Below are 16,367 nucleotides of genomic sequence, written 5' to 3' on the forward strand. Positions count from 1 at the left end.
TTGGCTGAGTACTGCCTGGCTGCGGCACGCCTCGTCGAGCACCTTGCCGTACATGATGCCTCGATCGAGCCATACTCGTCCAATGACGGACGAAATTTGACGTCTTCCGGATATTTGCCAATGCCTCGCATCATCTGCCGAGGGGCATTCGATGCCAACTACCAGGCATCTCCGACTTTCTGGGGCTTGTGTTAACAACTGGTGTCGCACCCTTGCGCGGAGACTTCATCTGTGTTCGTATTATCTCCATCAATTCACAGGCACCCGCCACGTATGCCACGCGTGAGTCGAGCGGCTCACTGCAGCTCGCCGCTGGCGATCCGATTCGCGTCGACCGCGTTCGTGGTGAAGGAGAGGCAGTCATGACCGACACTCGAGATATGGCCCACCCGAGGGCTGAGGACGCCGTCGGGAATCGACGGCAACTCAGACGCGTGTATTTCGCCAGCCTGATCGGCACGACGGTCGAGTTCTACGACTTCATCGTGTTCGGGGTGGCGGCGAGCCTGGTGTTCGGGCGGGTCTTTTTCGATTCGACGTCCGAGTCGCTCGGGACGATCCTTTCGTTCGCGATTCTCGCGATCGGGTACGCGGCTCGACCGCTCGGCGGGATCATCTTCGGTCACTTCGGGGACCGGGTGGGCCGCAAGTCGACGCTGCTGTGGACGATGATTCTGATGGGACTGAGCACCTTCTTGATCGGATGCCTGCCGTCCTCGGCGCAGATCGGTGTACTCGCACCGATCCTGCTGGTCACCCTCCGCCTCATCCAGGGTATCGCCGTGGGCGGTGAATGGGGCGGCGCGGTGTTGATGGCCGTCGAACACGCTCCCAAGAAATCACGCGGATTCTTCGGCGGAGCGGCAAGTTTAGGATCGGGAGCCGGAGTACTGCTGGCCTACGGGGCGTTCGCGTTGCTCAACAACCTGGACGACGAGGCCTTCCTGACCTGGGGATGGCGGTTGCCGTTCCTCTTCTCGGTCGTCGTCGTCGCCATCGGTCTGTACGTGCGGCTGCGGGTCGAGGAAAGCCCGGTCTTCGAATCCGTACAGCACAGTTCCGAGGCAACGGAGAAGCCGCCCATCCCGCTCATCGAGGTCTTCCGTGAGCGACCCGGCAAGGTTCTGCTCGGCATCGGCACCGTCTCGGGCACCTTCATGTCCCAGGCGATCGTGTCGACCTTCCTGATCTCGTACGCCGCCACGCACTACGGATTGTCCCGGTCGACCCTGCTGACCCTGCTCAACGTCTCGCTGGTCATCATGATCTTCACCATCCCGTTCTTCTCGTTCATCTCCGACAAGGTCGGCCGGCGCCAGATCTTCATCCCCGCCGCGGTCGGCTACGCCGTGTTCGCGTTCGTGATGTTCCCGATGGTCGGATCGGGGTCCCCGCTGATCATCCTGGCCACCTTCATCATCGGAATGGCGATCCTCAACTCGGCAGCGACAGGAACCTCCGCCACCCTGCTTTCCGAGCTCTTCCCGACCAAATTCCGCTACACCGGCGCCGGCGTCGCGTACCAGTTCGCCGGCCTCATCGGCGGTGGCATCGGCCCACTGCTCGCCTCGATCTTCGTCGCCCCCGGCGGAATCGGACCGATCGGTGTCTCGATCATGCTCGCAGCATTCTGCACACTCAGCGCCATCTGCGCATACCGGATCGGCGACAACCGCACCGTCGACCTCAGCGACGCCTGACACCCCGCGCTAACCCGGCAGCCGGCCGTCGTACACATCGAATGTGCTGCTGAAGTCAAAGTTGATCAGACGACAAACGATTGCAACAGAAGAGGGATAGATCATGACTCGCATGATGAATTTGATCGGATATCTGAAGACTGGCCCGACTGCGTTGCACTCGGGTGGATGGCGGCACCCCGAGGCGACTTTGGACGACATTTTCGATCCGGTCCGTTACGAACACATGGCCCAGACATTAGAGGCTGCGAAGTTCGATGGCGCATTCTTCGCCGACCTTTTCGGTGTGGCCGACACCTACAAGGGGCTCGAGATGTTTATTCGCTCGGGCGGACAGAACAGCTATCTCGATCCTCTTACGGTTCTTCCGATCATGGCGCGAGTTACGACGCGGCTTGGTCTGGGGGTGACAATCTCGACCAGCTTCCACAACGCATTCCATATCGCGCGCTCCCTAGCCTCGATCGACATGTTGAGCAAGGGGCGTGTGGCTTGGAATGTCGTAACATCCACCAGCGAACTCGAGGCAGCCAACGCCGGGCTCGACGGATTGCCTCCGCATGGTGAGCGCTACGACCGTGCGGACGAGGTACTGGAGGCATGTAGCGCTCTGTGGAACACGTGGGACGACGATCCGTTCATTTTCGACAAGCGTCGCGGAGTTTTCGGCGATACAGACAAGGTTCACTACGCCGATTATCAAGGCAAGTGGGTGAAGTCGCGCGGTCCGCTCCCGACACCACGCAGCCCTCAAGGACATCCGGTCATTATGCAGGCAGGTAGTTCTGATCGGGGACGGGAGTTCGCGGCTCGATGGGCGGAAGTCGTCTTCACTCGACCAGGCGGTCGAGCGGAGATGGTTGCCTTCTACGAAGATATGAAACGCCAGGTCGTGGAGGCCGGTCGAGATCCAATCTCATGCAAGATCCTTCCCGGAGTGACACCGATCCTGGGTGAGACCGACTCGATCGCTCGCGAACGTGCCGATTACCTGGATAGTCTGCAGCACAGCGAGTATGACCTGGCGTATGCGTCGCTGTCGGTCGGTGCCGACCTGAGCAAGCATCAGACCCTCGAAGAAGTCAGCAACGTTCGAGGAAACCAGGGCACCCGGGGCAGGACTGACGAGCTCAACCAGTTCGCAGAGAAGAGTGGGGTCACACTGGCGGAGGCAGCTGCAAAGCGCTCGCGCGGAGGTTCATTGGTCGGTACGCCAGAAAGCGTCGCCGATGAACTCCAGGACCTGTTCGAATCGGGCGCGTGCGACGGGTTCGTCATCATGCCGACAACCTTCCCCGGCTCGCATGAACAGTTCTGCCGCTCGGTCGTGCCCGAGCTTCAACGCCGCGGAGTGTTCCGCAAGGAGTACAGTGCGTCCACTCTCCGCGGGAACCTTCTCAGCTGATTCGCCCCGCTGGCGGTGGTGAAAGTTGGGTCGCTTTCACCACCCACCACCAACATCGGGTGGCTCCGGTGACCCCCACGCCCCGTGCCCACAGCACGCGCGTGACCACGACCTCCTCCTCCATCAGGTGTGCCCCTTCCCTTGGGGGCGCAACTACACCGACGGTGGACCCGACTCGGAAACGTGAGGTACATATACATGGAAACGACCGTGTTGACAGGCGACGCTATCCGGAAATCCTCCGGGAGGGAGCACGCATGATCGCGCAGTCGGCCCTGGACGGGCCAACCCTTCGAGAGGCGTTCGGCCAATACCCGAGTGGAGTGGTTGCGGTGTGTGCGGAGATCGGTGGTGAACGGATCGGTATGGCGGCGAGTAGCTTTGTCTCGGTGTCGCTGGACCCTCCGCTAGTTGCTGTCTGCCCGCAGAACACCTCGGCGACGTGGCCACGACTACAAGAATCGCCGCGCATTGGAATCAGCATTCTCGGGGAGACACACGATGGGGCGGTGCGATCACTGTCAGCGAAGATCGGAGACCGATTCGAGGGGTTGACCACTCAGACACATGAGGGCGGCGCCGTCTTCATCGAGGGAGCCAGTGTGTGGTTGAACACCTCGGTAGAGCAGGAACTTCCAGCAGGCGACCATACGATCATCGTGCTGCGCATCAACGATTTGAGTCTTCAGCCCAACGTCGCACCGATCGTGTTTCACCGCAGTGGTCTTCACCGGATCCAACAGGAATCAGCATGAGAGTCGACGCGGCGCTGGCCTCACTACGGGAGGGACGACCGGTGCTCACTGTTGATTCGACCGGTGCCGGCGCCGTAGTCCTGGCCGCACACGGGGTAGACATGAAGTGGGTTGCATGGACTGTGCGGCACACCTCTGGCCTGCTCTGCGCGCCGATGTCAGAAGCCCGAGCCGACGAGCTCGACCTTCCTCCGATGGTGCCGCGCAACCAAGTTACCCTCGACGACCAATACACCGTGAGCGTGGACGCCCGGCACGGAGTAACCACCGGGATCAGTGCCGTGGACCGCGCCCGCACGTTCCGCACGTTGGCGGCTCCCTGCACAAGCCCCGCCGACTTGGTTCGGCCGGGCCACGTGCTACCGCTGTGCACCCACTCGGGCGGCGTGTTCGAACGCCTCACGCATCCGGAAGCTGCCGTCGATCTGTGCACACTAGCCGGACTGCCCCAGGTCGCCGTACTGGCCACGCTCGTAGCCGACCAGGGTCACGTGCTGCCGCGGGCCGGAATCGAAGACCTCGCCGCCAAACACACCCTCCCCGTTCTGGACATCGCCGAGTTGATCACGTACCCCCGCCGGGCGGAGTATGCCCATCGAGGGGCCCGTCGTGCAGCGAGATTGGAGAACCGCGCCGTCCCCGCACACCTCTTCCCGTAATGCCCTTGCACGAGATGTCTTGTTCGACTTTGCCGGCCGCATGTGTCCCGCCTCCAGCTCGGGGGTTGCCACTCCGAAAGGCGATGCAGCGGCATTTTCAATCGGTATCAGGAAGCCGAGCCAGCGGCTCCAAGGCGCTGTGAGGTTCCAGTTGGTTTGATCGATATCCAAGAATACTTCGTACAGCGTGACGGGATCATTCCGTGACTCGTTTTCCTTGGTGCTGGGCACACCAGTGATGAGTCCGCCGAATACAACACAAGTCCCTGGCCGCGCGAATGTACAGTGCGACAGAATAGTGATGGAGAAACGCATGACCATTGACCTCGGCACGGCGAGAAGAATCATTGAGGCGGCTCGAACATGTGCCAACGACAAAGGGTTCGAGCCGCTCACAATTGTTGTTCTCGACGCAGGGGGACACGTGCTGGCAGCTGAACGCGAGGACGGGGCCTCGAACAGGAGATTTGACATCGCGTTCGGCAAGGCCCATGGAGCACTTGCACTCGGGATCGGCTCCCGTTCGCTCATGGGCAGGGCAGAGCAGCAGCCGTACTTTATTGCCGCGGCAACCGCCGCAATCGGTGGATCGCTGGTGCCTGTCCCTGGCGGCGTTCTCGTACGTGAGAGCGAGGGGTCCCTACTGGGTGCCGTCGGAGTTTCCGGGGACACCTCCGACAACGACGAGGCCGTCGCCGTAGCAGGCATTGAGGCCGCGGGTCTGGTCCCCCAACCTTGATCGGTCGCCAACCGACGCCTGTCAGTGGCGAACCAGCGAGTATCCGATTCCTGCCAACACGGCCGGCCGTAGGACGTGTCCACCCCGCGCGGCACTGGTGGCCCCGGACATACAATGACGATCCTTCACTGTTGCCACACGCCTGATCTGCGGCGGAAGTTCGACTATTTGACTACCTGGACATTCGGAGGTGCAAGTTGGACCAGATCACCACTGACGACGACGTTGTGGTATCGATGTCGGAGCGCTTCGTTGGGCAAGTCCCGCATCAGGTCTATGTACAGCACTGGCGTCCGTCTCCGGAAGCCAAGGTGTCAAGGGGCCCGCTCGTCATGGTCCATGGCGGCTTCCACACCGGGACCGCGTGGACGACGACTCCCGATGGTCGCGCAGGCTGGGCACCCAGGTTCGCTGCGTTTGGGTGGGACGTCTTCGTAGTCGACTGGCCGGGAACCGGGCGCTCGAGCGGCCTCACACTGGACAACGTCGCAGTTTCCGCCAACGACGTTGTTGACGGCCTCATTGCGCTTTTGGAACAGACAGGCCCGGTCGTGTTGGTCGGGCACAGCATCGGCGCCGCATTGTCTCTGAAAGTGGCCGAGCGTCACCCAGGCAAGATCCGTGCCATCGCAGCGCTTGCCCCGGCCTCCGTAGAGAGCCCTGTCGCAGGCTGGGATCCAGCTCCGCTGGACCAATGTGTGGTCTTCACAGATGAGATGGTTCGTTCGCTGTTCGCCAACAGCGAGTGCTTTCCACAGCAGGCGATTGGCAACTATCGATCATCACTCGTGCCGTTGCCCCCCCGAATCTTCAACGCATCCCTCGGGCTGAATATGGATTTGAAAACAGATCCCGCTGTCGCGCCAGGTTGGGGGAGTCAGATCCCCGTGCTCCTACTTGTCGCGGACCAAGATCAGCTCATACCAGAGGCGAGGGCGGAGGAGACGTCGACAGCGTTAGGGGTACCGATTACCCGACTTGCCACGGACTGGGGACTGTCGGGCCATGGGCACAACTTCATCATCGAGGTGGGGTCTGAGGAAATCGCACAGCGTGTCGATGCGTGGCTGAGTTCTGTCTGCTAATCGCGCAGTCGGTGGGTTGTGATCGTTGAGGCGAGGAGTACTCCGCCGGGGTTAGTGATGGCGTACTTGTCGTAGCGGGTTGAGAAACCGCGCCACTGTCCGAGTCGGTTCAAACCACGCTCGACGGTGTTGCGGTGACGGCAGAGCGCGGTATCGAAGGCCGGCGGTCGCCCACCTGGGGAGCCCTTCTCGCGCCGTGGTTCGGTCCGACTCCGTTTCGTTCAGGGGTTCCGCACCTAGGCAACGGGCAACGAGGACAAGCACGGTCCGTCGGATAAATATCCCACCCCTGGGTCGGAAGCCTTCAGGACGAAGACCTCGGCCGATTAGAGTGCATCTGAAAACTCTGGCTCGGGTCACGCCGTGCGGGCGAGTCGGCGTGACATGGTCGCGATCATGGCGATGTAGACCATCGCTTCGTGATGATCGGGCCTCGTCTCGTAGTCGCGGACGCAACGCCGGTGTTTACAGATCCACGCGAAGGTCCGCTCGACCACCCACCGACGGGGAAGAACCCTGAATCCTTTGACGTCGTCGGTGCGCTTGACGACCTGAACCATCAGTGACACAACTCGTTTCGACCAGTCGATCAGCCGTCCGGCATAGCCGCCGTCCGCCCAGACCAGGCTGATCGTCGAGAACTGGGCGCGCAGCGCAGCCAGCAGTCGGATGGCACCGTCGCGGTCCTGAATCCCGGCCATCGTCACCACGACCGCCAACAACAGCCCGCTCGAATCCACAGCGATGTGCCGTTTACGACCGTTCGTCTTCTTCCCCGCATCGTATCCACGACTCGACCCGGGCACGGTGTCGGAACCCTGCACCGATTGGGAGTCGACGATCGCCGCGGACGGCAGCGGGTGGCGGCCGCCCTGGACCCGCGCCCGATCGCGCAGCGCGTCGTGAATCCGCTGCCATACTCTTGCCCGGACCCAGCGGGCGAAGATCGCGTACACCGTGGTCGCGGGCGGGAACTCCGCCGGCAACTGCCGCCAGGCGATCCCACCTCGAACGACATAGAAGATCGCATCAAGTACCAGACGGCGGCAGTGCTTTTCGGGACGACCGCCACTGCCCGTAGTGTTGCCGGGTGGAGGAAGCAGTGGTTCAAGAATCGCCCATTGAGCGTCGGTCACCGAGGATGACGAGTACACCGCGCACCGATGCCCGATCCCCTGATCCGGGGTAGGGCATGACGGACACAGTGCGATGAGCGATGATGGCAAGTGAACTCCTGGTCGGGTCGTGGCGTAAGCACCTACTGACCTACCAGGAGTTCACCCATTCCTCACCAGTCACACGCCGATCACCCCGAGTTTTCAGATGCGCTCTCAGCTTGAGATTTAACCTCCGCGCCGCGTAGCGGCAGCCGAATCCGATGTTGTTCGGCGTGTCGGCGGGGTATGAGGCGGCCACCACCCGATGATTCTCGAGGTTCCGACCAAAGAACTGACGAGAGGAATACAGGTGGTGGCCGTGGAGACCAGTGTGCCCTATACCCAGGCGGATGCGAAAGCGCATCGCGAGAAGCACCGGGAAGATCGGGACGAGCTGGGACGGTTGCGGGATGAGTTCTATGACAGTCTGTCCGCCCGCGCGGATGCGTTGTTCGAACTGACCGACGCACTGCTGTGTGCGGGCGAGCCGGTCCGAACCCTGGTGGAGTTGTCGCTGACCGGTGAGCATCGTCGCGGGCACGGTGCCCTCTACGACGGACTGGGCTGCGGTCAAATCGATTTCGACCGACTACGACGCTCACTGAGCACGCTGACCCTACCCCGCGACCACGACGGCCGGATCGTACTGGCAGTCGATATCAGTGCGTGGCTGCGCCCGGATGCCCCGACCAGCCCGCAGCGGGCGTTCTGCCACGTTTACGGGCGCGGGAAGAATGCGGCGCAGCTGATCCCGGGGTGGCCGTACTCGTTCATCGCCGCCCTCGAACCCGGTCGTAGTTCGTGGACGGCAGTCCTCGACGCGGTGCGCCTGCACCCCGATGACAACGAAACAGCAGTAACCGCAATACAAATAGGTGACGTTGTCACCCGGTTGCAGGAATCCGGGCAGTGGAAAGAGGGTGACCCGGATGCTGATCTTCGATTCCGGCTACGAGTTGGCTCGGCTGGCGTTCCTGCTCGCCGACCTACCGGTGGTGGTGTTGGGGCGGATGCGGTCGGATCGGGTGCTGTGTTTCCCGGCACCACCGCCAGGTCGGACCGGGCGCCCACCCCGGCACGGGGCCGAGTTCCGTTTCGCCGAACAGCAGAGTTGGCCCACGCCGGCGGCCACCACCAACACCGGCACCGATCGGTACGGTACCGCCACCGCGCAGGCCTGGAATCGGTTGCACCCGACGATCACTCACAGTGGATCCTGGGCCGAGCATCCGGGGCCGACGCCGATCGTCGAAGGCACGGTCATCCGGCTTACCGTCGATCGTCTGCCCGGGGACCGCAATCCGACCCCGGTGTGGCTGTGGTGCTCGGACCCAGACGTCGGTGCTGGAGAACTCGACCGGTTGTGGCAGCTGTACCTGCGCCGCTTCGATCTCGAGCACACCTTCCGACTGTTCAAGCAAACCCTGGGCTGGACGGCACCGAAGATCCGCAGCCCCGAAGCCGCCGACCGCTGGACCTGGCTGGTGATCGTCGCCCACACCCAGTTGCGGCTGGCCCGCCCCCTCGCCGAGGACCTACGCCGGCCCTGGGAAAAACCGGCCCCACCTCAGAGGCTCACGCCGGCTCGGGTGCGGCGGGGGTTTCCACGCATCCGCCAGGCCATGCCCTGTCCGGCCAGTGCGCCGAAACCCACCAGGCCTGGTCCCGGACGCCCGACGGGGTCGAAGAACAGTCGCCTCGCCCAACGCTATGACGTGGGGAAACGACGCACCACCGACAACGACGGGTCGAAAAGAAGAAGGCGCACAGGATAAATCTCAAGCTCAGGCACGAGTGCGTTCTCCTTTGTCACGTGGGCTACGGTCTCCTTGCCTCTCATGCGCCTGTTCTGCCGGTTCGGTTGTTATCCCGTCGCCGACGAAATTAGGAGTCAATTGTCACGCGAGGCACCTCCGGCTCGCCAGTAATACGAACACAGACTATCTCCCTGGCGCAAGGGCAGCGGGCGGACAAACCCGTCGCCAAGTCGTCTGAAGCGGGGACTAGGTGTTCGGTTGCCAGGCCGGGGTGCGTCGCCCGCTCAGCTGCAGGCACCCGACGTGCCGGCCTCTGCAGATTGCGGCGGACGCGACGGAGACCGACCCCGCAAGTGGTCGTGCGGTGGCACCTCAGGGTCCGATTGATCGCGGTGAAACCGTCGCAGAGGTCTCGAAAGTAGTTGCGCGAAAACGCATATAGGACACGCACCGGGGTCTGAACACGGCGCCTGCGGTTCATGGACGGAAGGGCCGCCGAGAGGATTCGTCGGCTTGCTACTGGTTCCGCCGGGGCGTGCCCTGGGCGGCGCCACAGTAAGTTGGGCACCGCCGAGACTTCGCGATTCACGCCCGGAGTGATCGGGTTGTGGGGACTTCTTCGCGTGTTTCAGGCAGGAAAAATTCTGCACGGATCTGTTCAAACGCTTGCCACCGTGGATCGTCTGTGTTCGTATTATTGTCGAAGAGGGTGGCGACAACCCGAGCACTGGCTCGGCGCACCGGCTCCTTGGATGGGTTGTCAGGCAGCGGGAATCGATGTCTGACTGCTCCTGACAGGGACGTTCGTGCGGACGCTTCGTAAGAGGCGGGATGCACTTGCGGTTCGAGTACGCCGACCGATCGTTTCAACAAGTCAGCTCAGCATTCGTGAGCCGGCGACAACCAGCCAGGCCACGCAACCTCGTCTGCGCACACGCAGTACGGGAGGGGTCAGGCCCCGCACATCGGCGTGCAGGTCATCTGAAGCTTCGTTGTATTCCAATTCGAAAGGAAATCCGTGAAGCACATCACCAAGTCAGTCACTGCGGTTGTCGGGGCATTGAGCCTCGTTGCTCTGGCATCATGCGCGGGCGGCGGTTCTGACAGCCAAAGTTCGGCCGGAGCAGACACCAACGGGTCTTCCATTGCCCTCCCGGAGAGCGTCGAGGACAAGGGCGCGCTCGATGTCGCCGTGTACGTGCCTTACCCGCCGTACACCACGGTAGGCACCGATGGGGAGCCGGGAGGTCTGGAGCCTGACCTGTTGAGGGCTGTCGCAGAGAAGTTGGGGGTCACCCCGAAGTTTCATTCGATGAAGTTCGAAGCCATGATTCCGTCTGTTGTGAGCGGACGAAACGACGTCATGATCGGGGTCATGGCCGACACGGAGGAACGCCGAGAGGTGGTCAGCTTCACTGACCTGTACACCGCGGGTTTCAAAGTCGTCACGGCCGCGGGGAACCCAGCATCTATCGATGCAACCAACCTGTGTGGGGCGACGCTCGGCGAAGCACCGGTGAGCGTTCAGCACGACATCGTCAGCCGGCTCTCCGAGGACTGCGTCGCTGCCGGCAAACCGGCGATTGAGATCTTGGACCTGGTCAATCCCGCGGACAACCTGGTCACGATTACCAACGGGCGGACCGACGCCACGCTTATCGACGTCATCATGGCAGCGGATCTCGTCAAGACGAATGACGACTTCGAAGCCCTCGACGAGGTCATCGAGGGCCCGGATGTGTACACCGGTTGGCTGTACAAGAAGGACAATGCCGTCATGATCAACGCTGTGTGCGAGGCGGTTTCGTCGCTGATCGAGGATGGGACCTGGGCGGACATCATGGGGAAGTACGGAGCGGGCGAGGTGGCTCTGACCCCGATTCGCATCAACACCGAGACGGCGGACTGCTGATCATGATCAACAAAGTGGATGCGCCCTCGCCCTCCGCGAAGGAGGGGGTGGCAGACGTGCCATCGCCCGGCGATGCGACTCTTCCTATCGTCAAGCTAGGTCACCCGTACCGGTGGATGGCGGCTATGGTCATCCTGTTGCTGGCGGCTTGGTTCGTGCGGATCCTCGTGGTAACGCCGACGTTCGAGTGGGACGTAGTCTGGGACTACCTCTTCGACAAGGGCGTCCTCCTGGGTGTTCTCCGGACGCTTCAGATGACTGTTATCTGCATGGTAGTGGGAGTAATTCTCGGGACCGTCATCGCTATCATGCGTCTGTCGCCGAATCCGATCTTGAAGGGCGTTGCTTCATTCTACCAATGGTTCTTTCGGGGAACGCCCACCCTCATCCAACTTATCTTCTGGTTCAATCTCTCAAGCGTCTTCCCATCCATCGAATTCGAGTTGTTCGGGTTCACCTTCGTGAGTTGGAATACCAATGAACTCATGACGCCGTTCCTGGCGGCGGTGCTTGGACTCAGCCTGAATTTTGCGGCGTACCACTCGGAAATCGTCAGGGCGGGCATTCTTTCGGTCGACGAAGGGCAGTCCGATGCAGCCGACGCGTACGGGTTGAGTCGCGCTCAGACTCTGCGCTTCATCGTGCTGCCGCAAGCGATGCGAGTGATTATTCCCCCGACGGCGAACGAGACCATCGGGATGTTGAAGTGGACGTCACTCGCGAGCATCGTTTCGTACACGGAGCTTCTTACCACAGTAGGCAACATTTACAACACGACCTACCAAGTAATTCCGCTGCTGATCGTCGCCGCTCTCTGGTATCTGTTCATGACCACAATTCTCAGCATCGGCCAGATCTTCATCGAGAAGCGGTTTGCTCGCGGAACGACCAGGAGTGCCAAGAAATCTGCCATTGGGGACGTCCTCGGCAGTATGCGGAGAGGAGTGCGCGCATGAATCCCATGATTTCTGCCCGATCGATCAGTAAGCACTACGGTCATCAACAGGTTCTGAAGGATGTGTCCCTGGACGTTGCCAAGGGTGAGGTCTGCTGCTTGATCGGACCCTCCGGGGCCGGGAAGAGCACGCTGCTGCGCTGCGTCAATCACCTCGAGCACCTCGATGGCGGACGACTCATGGTGGACGGTGAGACCGTTGGATACCGCGAGCGCGGGGGCAAGCTGCGGGAGATGAAGGGGCGGGACGTGGCGAAGCAGCGTGCCAAGATTGGCATGGTGTTTCAGCACTTCAACCTATATCCGCACTTGACGGCGGAGCAAAACGTGAGTCTTGCACCCCTCACGGTCCACGGTAAGGAAAAGGGGGCGGCGCGGGCTAGGAGCGTCGAGTTGCTCGAGCGCGTCGGCCTGGGCTCGAAGACTGGCAAGTACCCGCGGCAGCTTTCCGGTGGCGAGCAGCAGCGAGTCGCGATCGCCCGCGCCTTGGCGATCGACCCGAAGTTGATCCTGTTCGATGAGCCTACGAGTGCGTTGGACCCGGAACTCGTGGGTGAGGTGTTGTCGGTCATTCGCGACGTCGCGGATGAGGGAATGACGTTGCTGGTCGTTACGCATGAGATTGCATTTGCTCGCGAGGTTGCCAACCGCGTGGTTTTCATGGATGGAGGAATGATCGTGGAGCAAGGCAGCCCGGAAGAGGTCACCCTGCGCCCCCGCGCCGAGCGTACCAAGGCCTTCTTGGAGCGCGTCCTATAGGCGTAATGAGTTGCACCGCCCCGCCCGCCACGCGGTCATGTAGTCAGGCGGCATCTCTACCCCGACTGGAGGAATCCCTTGTCAAATACCGATGTGCACATGAATCTAGTCTTGTTCTTCAATCCTGGAGGCAGGCTCCCATCGAGTTGGCGTCGGCCAGAAAGCCGCGTCGAAGATCTCTACAAGCTCGACTTCGCGATCGAGGTGGCGCAGCGAGCCGAGCGCGCCGGGTTCGACGCGCTCTTCTTGGCGGACGTCTTCTACGAGGCCCACCTCGGTAGGGACCCCTTCTCCACGGGCGCCGAGCCGTTGACGCTGATGAGCGCGCTCTGTCCAGTCACCACGCAAATCGGCCTGATCGGCACGGTGTCGACGTCGTTTGTGAATCCCTACAACCTTGCCCGCTACCTGGCCAGCATCGACCACATGAGCAAGGGCCGGGTCGGCTGGAATGTGGTGACGTCGTCCGCGGGTGGCGAGGTGTTCGGTGTCGAGCTGCCGCCGCGCGCGGAACGATACTTGCGCGCCGATGAGTTCGTGCGAGTAGCCGAAGAACTCTGGGACGCCTGGGACGACGATGCGGTCATGAACGATCGTGACGCCCGAGTCTGGGCCCGACGCGATGGTATTCACCCGGTCAACTTTCAGGGTGAGTACTTCAGCGTGCAAGGCCAGCTCAAGATGCCGCGATCACCCCAGGGCAGGCCGGTCATTGTTCAGGCGGGGCAGTCCAGCGACGGGATGGACTTCGCGGCACGCCATGCCGAGGTCGTCTTCACGGCTCAGACCGATATCGAAGAGGCGCAACAGTTCTACTCGGATGTCAAGGGCCGTGCGGCGGCCCTCGGACGCGATCCGTCGACGATCAAGATCCTTCCCGGCATAGCGCCGATCATCGGTGAAAGCTTCGCTGCGGCGCAGCAGATCGCGACGGAGCTGGCAACGCTTGTGGACATGGAGGTCGGCCGAAAGGCAATGGAGATCACCCTGCAAGGGGCAGACCTTACCGGTCTCCCGCTGGACGCACCGATCCCACCGGACCGCCTTGCGGATCCCGAGGTAGCAGGCTCGGCCGGAGGGCTCGGAGCGAGTCGGTACAAGAACTTCTACGCCATGGCGGTACGCGACAAGATGACGCTGAGGGATCTCATCTTCGAGAGTGAGCGAGGACTGGGTCACAGCACGGTGACTGACTCCGTGGCCCGGGTAGCAGACAGATTCGAGGAATGGTTCACCAAGGGGGCCTGCGATGGCTTCGCCATCACCCCCGTTTACATGCCGGACGGGCTCGACGTCATCTGCGACAGCCTTCTTCCTGAACTGCAGCGGCGAGGGCTGCATTCCTCGGAGTACACCGGGTCCACGCTGCGCGATCATCTTGGCCTCGCACGGCCCGAAGTCCTCCGGGGATCCGAAGACGACCCAGCACACCGTCGGCTCGCCTGATGGCGCAGCCAGCTCGTCTGCTGGCGACAGAGGAGCTGGCCTGCCATTACTACAAGGATGTACCCCGTCCGCTCTTTCACGATGAGCACATGAGCGATATCGCCGGCATTCGCGCCCAACATAGTTGACGGGCAGACCATTCGCCCAGCATTGGCGTACGGGCTCGGTCAAGCGGATCTCGAGGCGGTGTCGTCCTGACGCGAGCCAACGATGGCGAAGACGACGTTGCCGCCGACGTAGGCGGCCCGGAGCTGATCGAGCGAAAGCGACACCGTAGTGCTGCGGACCGCACCGAGTCGGGACCGTGCCACGGCAAGCGACTCGGAGGCGGTCGACATGCCCAGCGCCCACGGCGCCGACTCGACCGGTGTCAGTCCACACCGTTGGGAGTGGTCCGATCGCCGGCCGGTGGCACTGTCGAGCGCGGTGATCTGCGCGGAGTCCGCGTGGGGATCGGGGTCGGAGCCGGTGGAGAGCACCGGGTGGGGCCACATCAGCACGATCCCGGTGGACAGGTTCCGATGAATCGTCTCGGCCACCAGCCACGCCCCCAGATCGTGGCCCCCGCAGCGGTTCGGTGACGAACGCGATGTTCGGGATCAGGACCGCCTCGGTGATGACGGTCAGAGTCTCGACCCATAACCCGTGCGTGCGAACCGGGACCGAGCCGTGCCGGCGAACCCTTTCGCACTCCACGTGTACGCGACGTATCGGTCATTCGAGCGCACCGAAAAACGCGATGATGTCCTCTGCGAGCGCCTGCGGCTGTTCCAGCGCGGCGAAATGTCCGCCCTTCGTCATGCGGGTCCAGCGACGGATGTCGCCGAAGGATTGTTCCGCGAGCGAGCGCGGCGGCGTGAGGTTTTCGCGCGGGAATTCCGCGTACCCCATCGGAGCCGCGACGATCTCGCCCTCTGGCACCGGCCACGGGCTGTGCATGCGCGCGTAATACGGCCAGAACGACGAGCCGATCGCACCCGTGAACCAGTAGAGTGAAATGTTGGCGAGCATCTCGTCGCGTGTGACGGCGTCTTCGGGGTTGCCGTTGTTGTCGGTCCACGCGTGGAATTTCTCGACGATCCAGGCCGCGAGGCCGGCCGGCGAGTCGGTCAGGCCGAACGCAAGCGTCTGCGGTCGCGTTCCCTGTATCCACTGATAGCCCGTCTCCTCTTTGACGAAGTTGTCGAGCTGATCGAGGTACATTCTCTCTTCAGTATTCGGATTCGGCGGCATTTTCAGATCGCGCCGCAACGGAAGCATGTTGAGATGGATGCCGGACGTGCGGGCCGCGAAGCGATGGCCCAGTACCGAGGTAATGAAACTGCCCCAGTCGCCGCCCTGTGCGCCGAATCTTTCGTAGCCGAGCGCCGTCATCAGCTCGGCGAAGACTTCGGCGATTTCGACGAGGCCTAAGCGTTGCTGGCCTGGCGTGAACGACAGCGTATACCCGGGGAGCGAGGGTGCGACGACGGTGAAGTGCTCGGTGAGCAGCGGGATTATCTTGTGAAACTCGAACACCGAGCCTGGCCAGCCGTGTGACAGCAGCAGTGGCATCGCGCCGGGCTTCTTGCTCGGGGCGTGGATGAAATGTACCTCGATGCCGCGGACCGGCAGCGTGAACTGTGGAAACGAATTTAGCTTCGCTTCCCACGCGCGCCAGTCGAAGTCGTTCTGCCAGTGGTCGGTGAGCGATTTCAGATATGCGACGCTCGTCCCCGTGGACCATGGCGCAAGCGGCGGCTCGTCGGGAAAGCGCGTGCGTGCGAGCCGTTCGCGCAGGTCCGCGATCGCGGCGTCGGGGATGCGCAGGGTGAAGGGTTTGGAGGTGCTCATCGCTGAATCCTAGCCCGAACAATTCGTGAGGCAGCGATGGATCAGGGCGTGTACAGGAACGAAAGAGACTGTCCTGCAACGCGCCATTACAACAGCGCGGAACCCAATCAACTATGAAGGTGGATCGAAAGATTGAGGCTGGGTTCTGTCTGCTACTTGCGCAGTCGGTGAGGTGTGATTGTTGAGGCGAGGAGTATCCCAGGTA

14 protein-coding genes and 1 pseudogene are annotated in these 16,367 nt (G+C 62.2%); 11 read left to right on the forward strand and 4 right to left on the reverse strand.

The genetic code is table 11. The features are described 5' to 3' along the window. Nucleotides 1-362 precede the first annotated feature (362 nt). The 6 genes from CJ179_RS35815 (at nt 363) to CJ179_RS35840 (ending at nt 6,343) form a co-directional block, all read left to right on the forward strand. The gene (locus CJ179_RS35815; RefSeq protein WP_095864551.1) at nt 363-1,700 is read left to right on the forward strand and encodes an MFS transporter; all 1,338 of its coding nucleotides are present in this window, start codon (nt 363-365) and stop codon (nt 1,698-1,700) included. A gap of 112 nt (nt 1,701-1,812) precedes the next feature. After that, entirely contained in the window at nt 1,813-3,105 is a 1,293-nt protein-coding gene (locus CJ179_RS35820) for an LLM class flavin-dependent oxidoreductase (protein ID WP_197436375.1), read from the forward strand. Nucleotides 3,106-3,362: 257 nt separating this feature from the next. Beyond that, nucleotides 3,363-3,860 carry a flavin reductase family protein gene (locus tag CJ179_RS35825; protein WP_005250333.1) on the forward strand — a complete coding sequence of 166 codons (498 nt, stop codon included), beginning with the start codon at nt 3,363-3,365 and terminating at the stop codon, nt 3,858-3,860. Next, complete coding sequence (locus CJ179_RS35830; protein ID WP_095864553.1) at nt 3,857-4,519, forward strand: 3,4-dihydroxy-2-butanone-4-phosphate synthase; 663 nt, start codon at nt 3,857-3,859, stop codon at nt 4,517-4,519. The genes CJ179_RS35825 and CJ179_RS35830 overlap by 4 nt, the downstream gene beginning before the upstream one ends. A gap of 313 nt (nt 4,520-4,832) precedes the next feature. After that, nucleotides 4,833-5,258, forward strand: a complete 426-nt coding sequence (locus CJ179_RS35835; RefSeq protein WP_095864554.1) for a heme-binding protein — start codon at nt 4,833-4,835, stop codon at nt 5,256-5,258. 197 nt (nt 5,259-5,455) lie between these two features. Continuing rightward, on the forward strand, nt 5,456-6,343 hold the full coding sequence (locus CJ179_RS35840; protein WP_143548961.1) for an alpha/beta fold hydrolase: 888 nt from the start codon (nt 5,456-5,458) through the stop codon (nt 6,341-6,343). A 356-nt stretch (nt 6,344-6,699) separates the two neighbouring features. On the opposite strand, the gene CJ179_RS35850 is transcribed toward CJ179_RS35840, so the two are convergent. Together CJ179_RS35850 and CJ179_RS54195 are read right to left on the reverse strand one after the other, a co-directional pair. Next, complete coding sequence (locus CJ179_RS35850; RefSeq protein WP_179377805.1) at nt 6,700-7,515, reverse strand: IS5 family transposase; 816 nt, start codon at nt 7,513-7,515, stop codon at nt 6,700-6,702. 94 nt (nt 7,516-7,609) lie between these two features. Continuing rightward, a complete protein-coding gene (locus tag CJ179_RS54195; RefSeq protein ID WP_257015985.1) occupies nt 7,610-8,041 on the reverse strand; it encodes a hypothetical protein in 432 nt (143 codons plus the stop codon). Here CJ179_RS54195 and CJ179_RS53220 point away from each other — a divergent pair. From CJ179_RS53220 to CJ179_RS35880, 5 genes and pseudogenes are all read left to right on the forward strand, one after another. After that, a pseudogene (locus tag CJ179_RS53220) lies at nt 7,949-9,275 on the forward strand (NF041680 family putative transposase). The gene CJ179_RS54195 and the pseudogene CJ179_RS53220 overlap by 93 nt on opposite strands. A gap of 1,000 nt (nt 9,276-10,275) precedes the next feature. After that, nucleotides 10,276-11,169, forward strand: coding sequence for a transporter substrate-binding domain-containing protein (locus tag CJ179_RS35865; RefSeq protein WP_095864557.1), 894 nt, complete (start codon nt 10,276-10,278; stop codon nt 11,167-11,169). Between the two features lie 2 nt (nt 11,170-11,171). After that, entirely contained in the window at nt 11,172-12,125 is a 954-nt protein-coding gene (locus tag CJ179_RS35870) for an amino acid ABC transporter permease (protein WP_095864558.1), read from the forward strand. Between the two features lie 5 nt (nt 12,126-12,130). Beyond that, complete coding sequence (locus CJ179_RS35875) at nt 12,131-12,883, forward strand: amino acid ABC transporter ATP-binding protein (RefSeq protein ID WP_179377806.1); 753 nt, start codon at nt 12,131-12,133, stop codon at nt 12,881-12,883. A gap of 111 nt (nt 12,884-12,994) precedes the next feature. Further along, complete coding sequence (locus CJ179_RS35880) at nt 12,995-14,329, forward strand: NtaA/DmoA family FMN-dependent monooxygenase (protein ID WP_179377767.1); 1,335 nt, start codon at nt 12,995-12,997, stop codon at nt 14,327-14,329. A gap of 167 nt (nt 14,330-14,496) precedes the next feature. Here CJ179_RS35880 and CJ179_RS35885 read toward each other — a convergent pair whose 3' ends face one another. Continuing rightward, nucleotides 14,497-14,868, reverse strand: a complete 372-nt coding sequence (locus CJ179_RS35885; protein WP_257015952.1) for a hypothetical protein — start codon at nt 14,866-14,868, stop codon at nt 14,497-14,499. Nucleotides 14,869-15,043: 175 nt separating this feature from the next. Next, nucleotides 15,044-16,162, reverse strand: a complete 1,119-nt coding sequence (locus CJ179_RS35890) for an epoxide hydrolase family protein (RefSeq protein ID WP_095864561.1) — start codon at nt 16,160-16,162, stop codon at nt 15,044-15,046. Nucleotides 16,163-16,367 lie beyond the last annotated feature (205 nt).

The sequence above is a fragment of the Rhodococcus sp. ACS1 genome, assembly GCF_002300155.1.
GTDB classification, from domain to species: Bacteria; Actinomycetota; Actinomycetes; order Mycobacteriales; family Mycobacteriaceae; genus Rhodococcus_F; species Rhodococcus_F koreensis.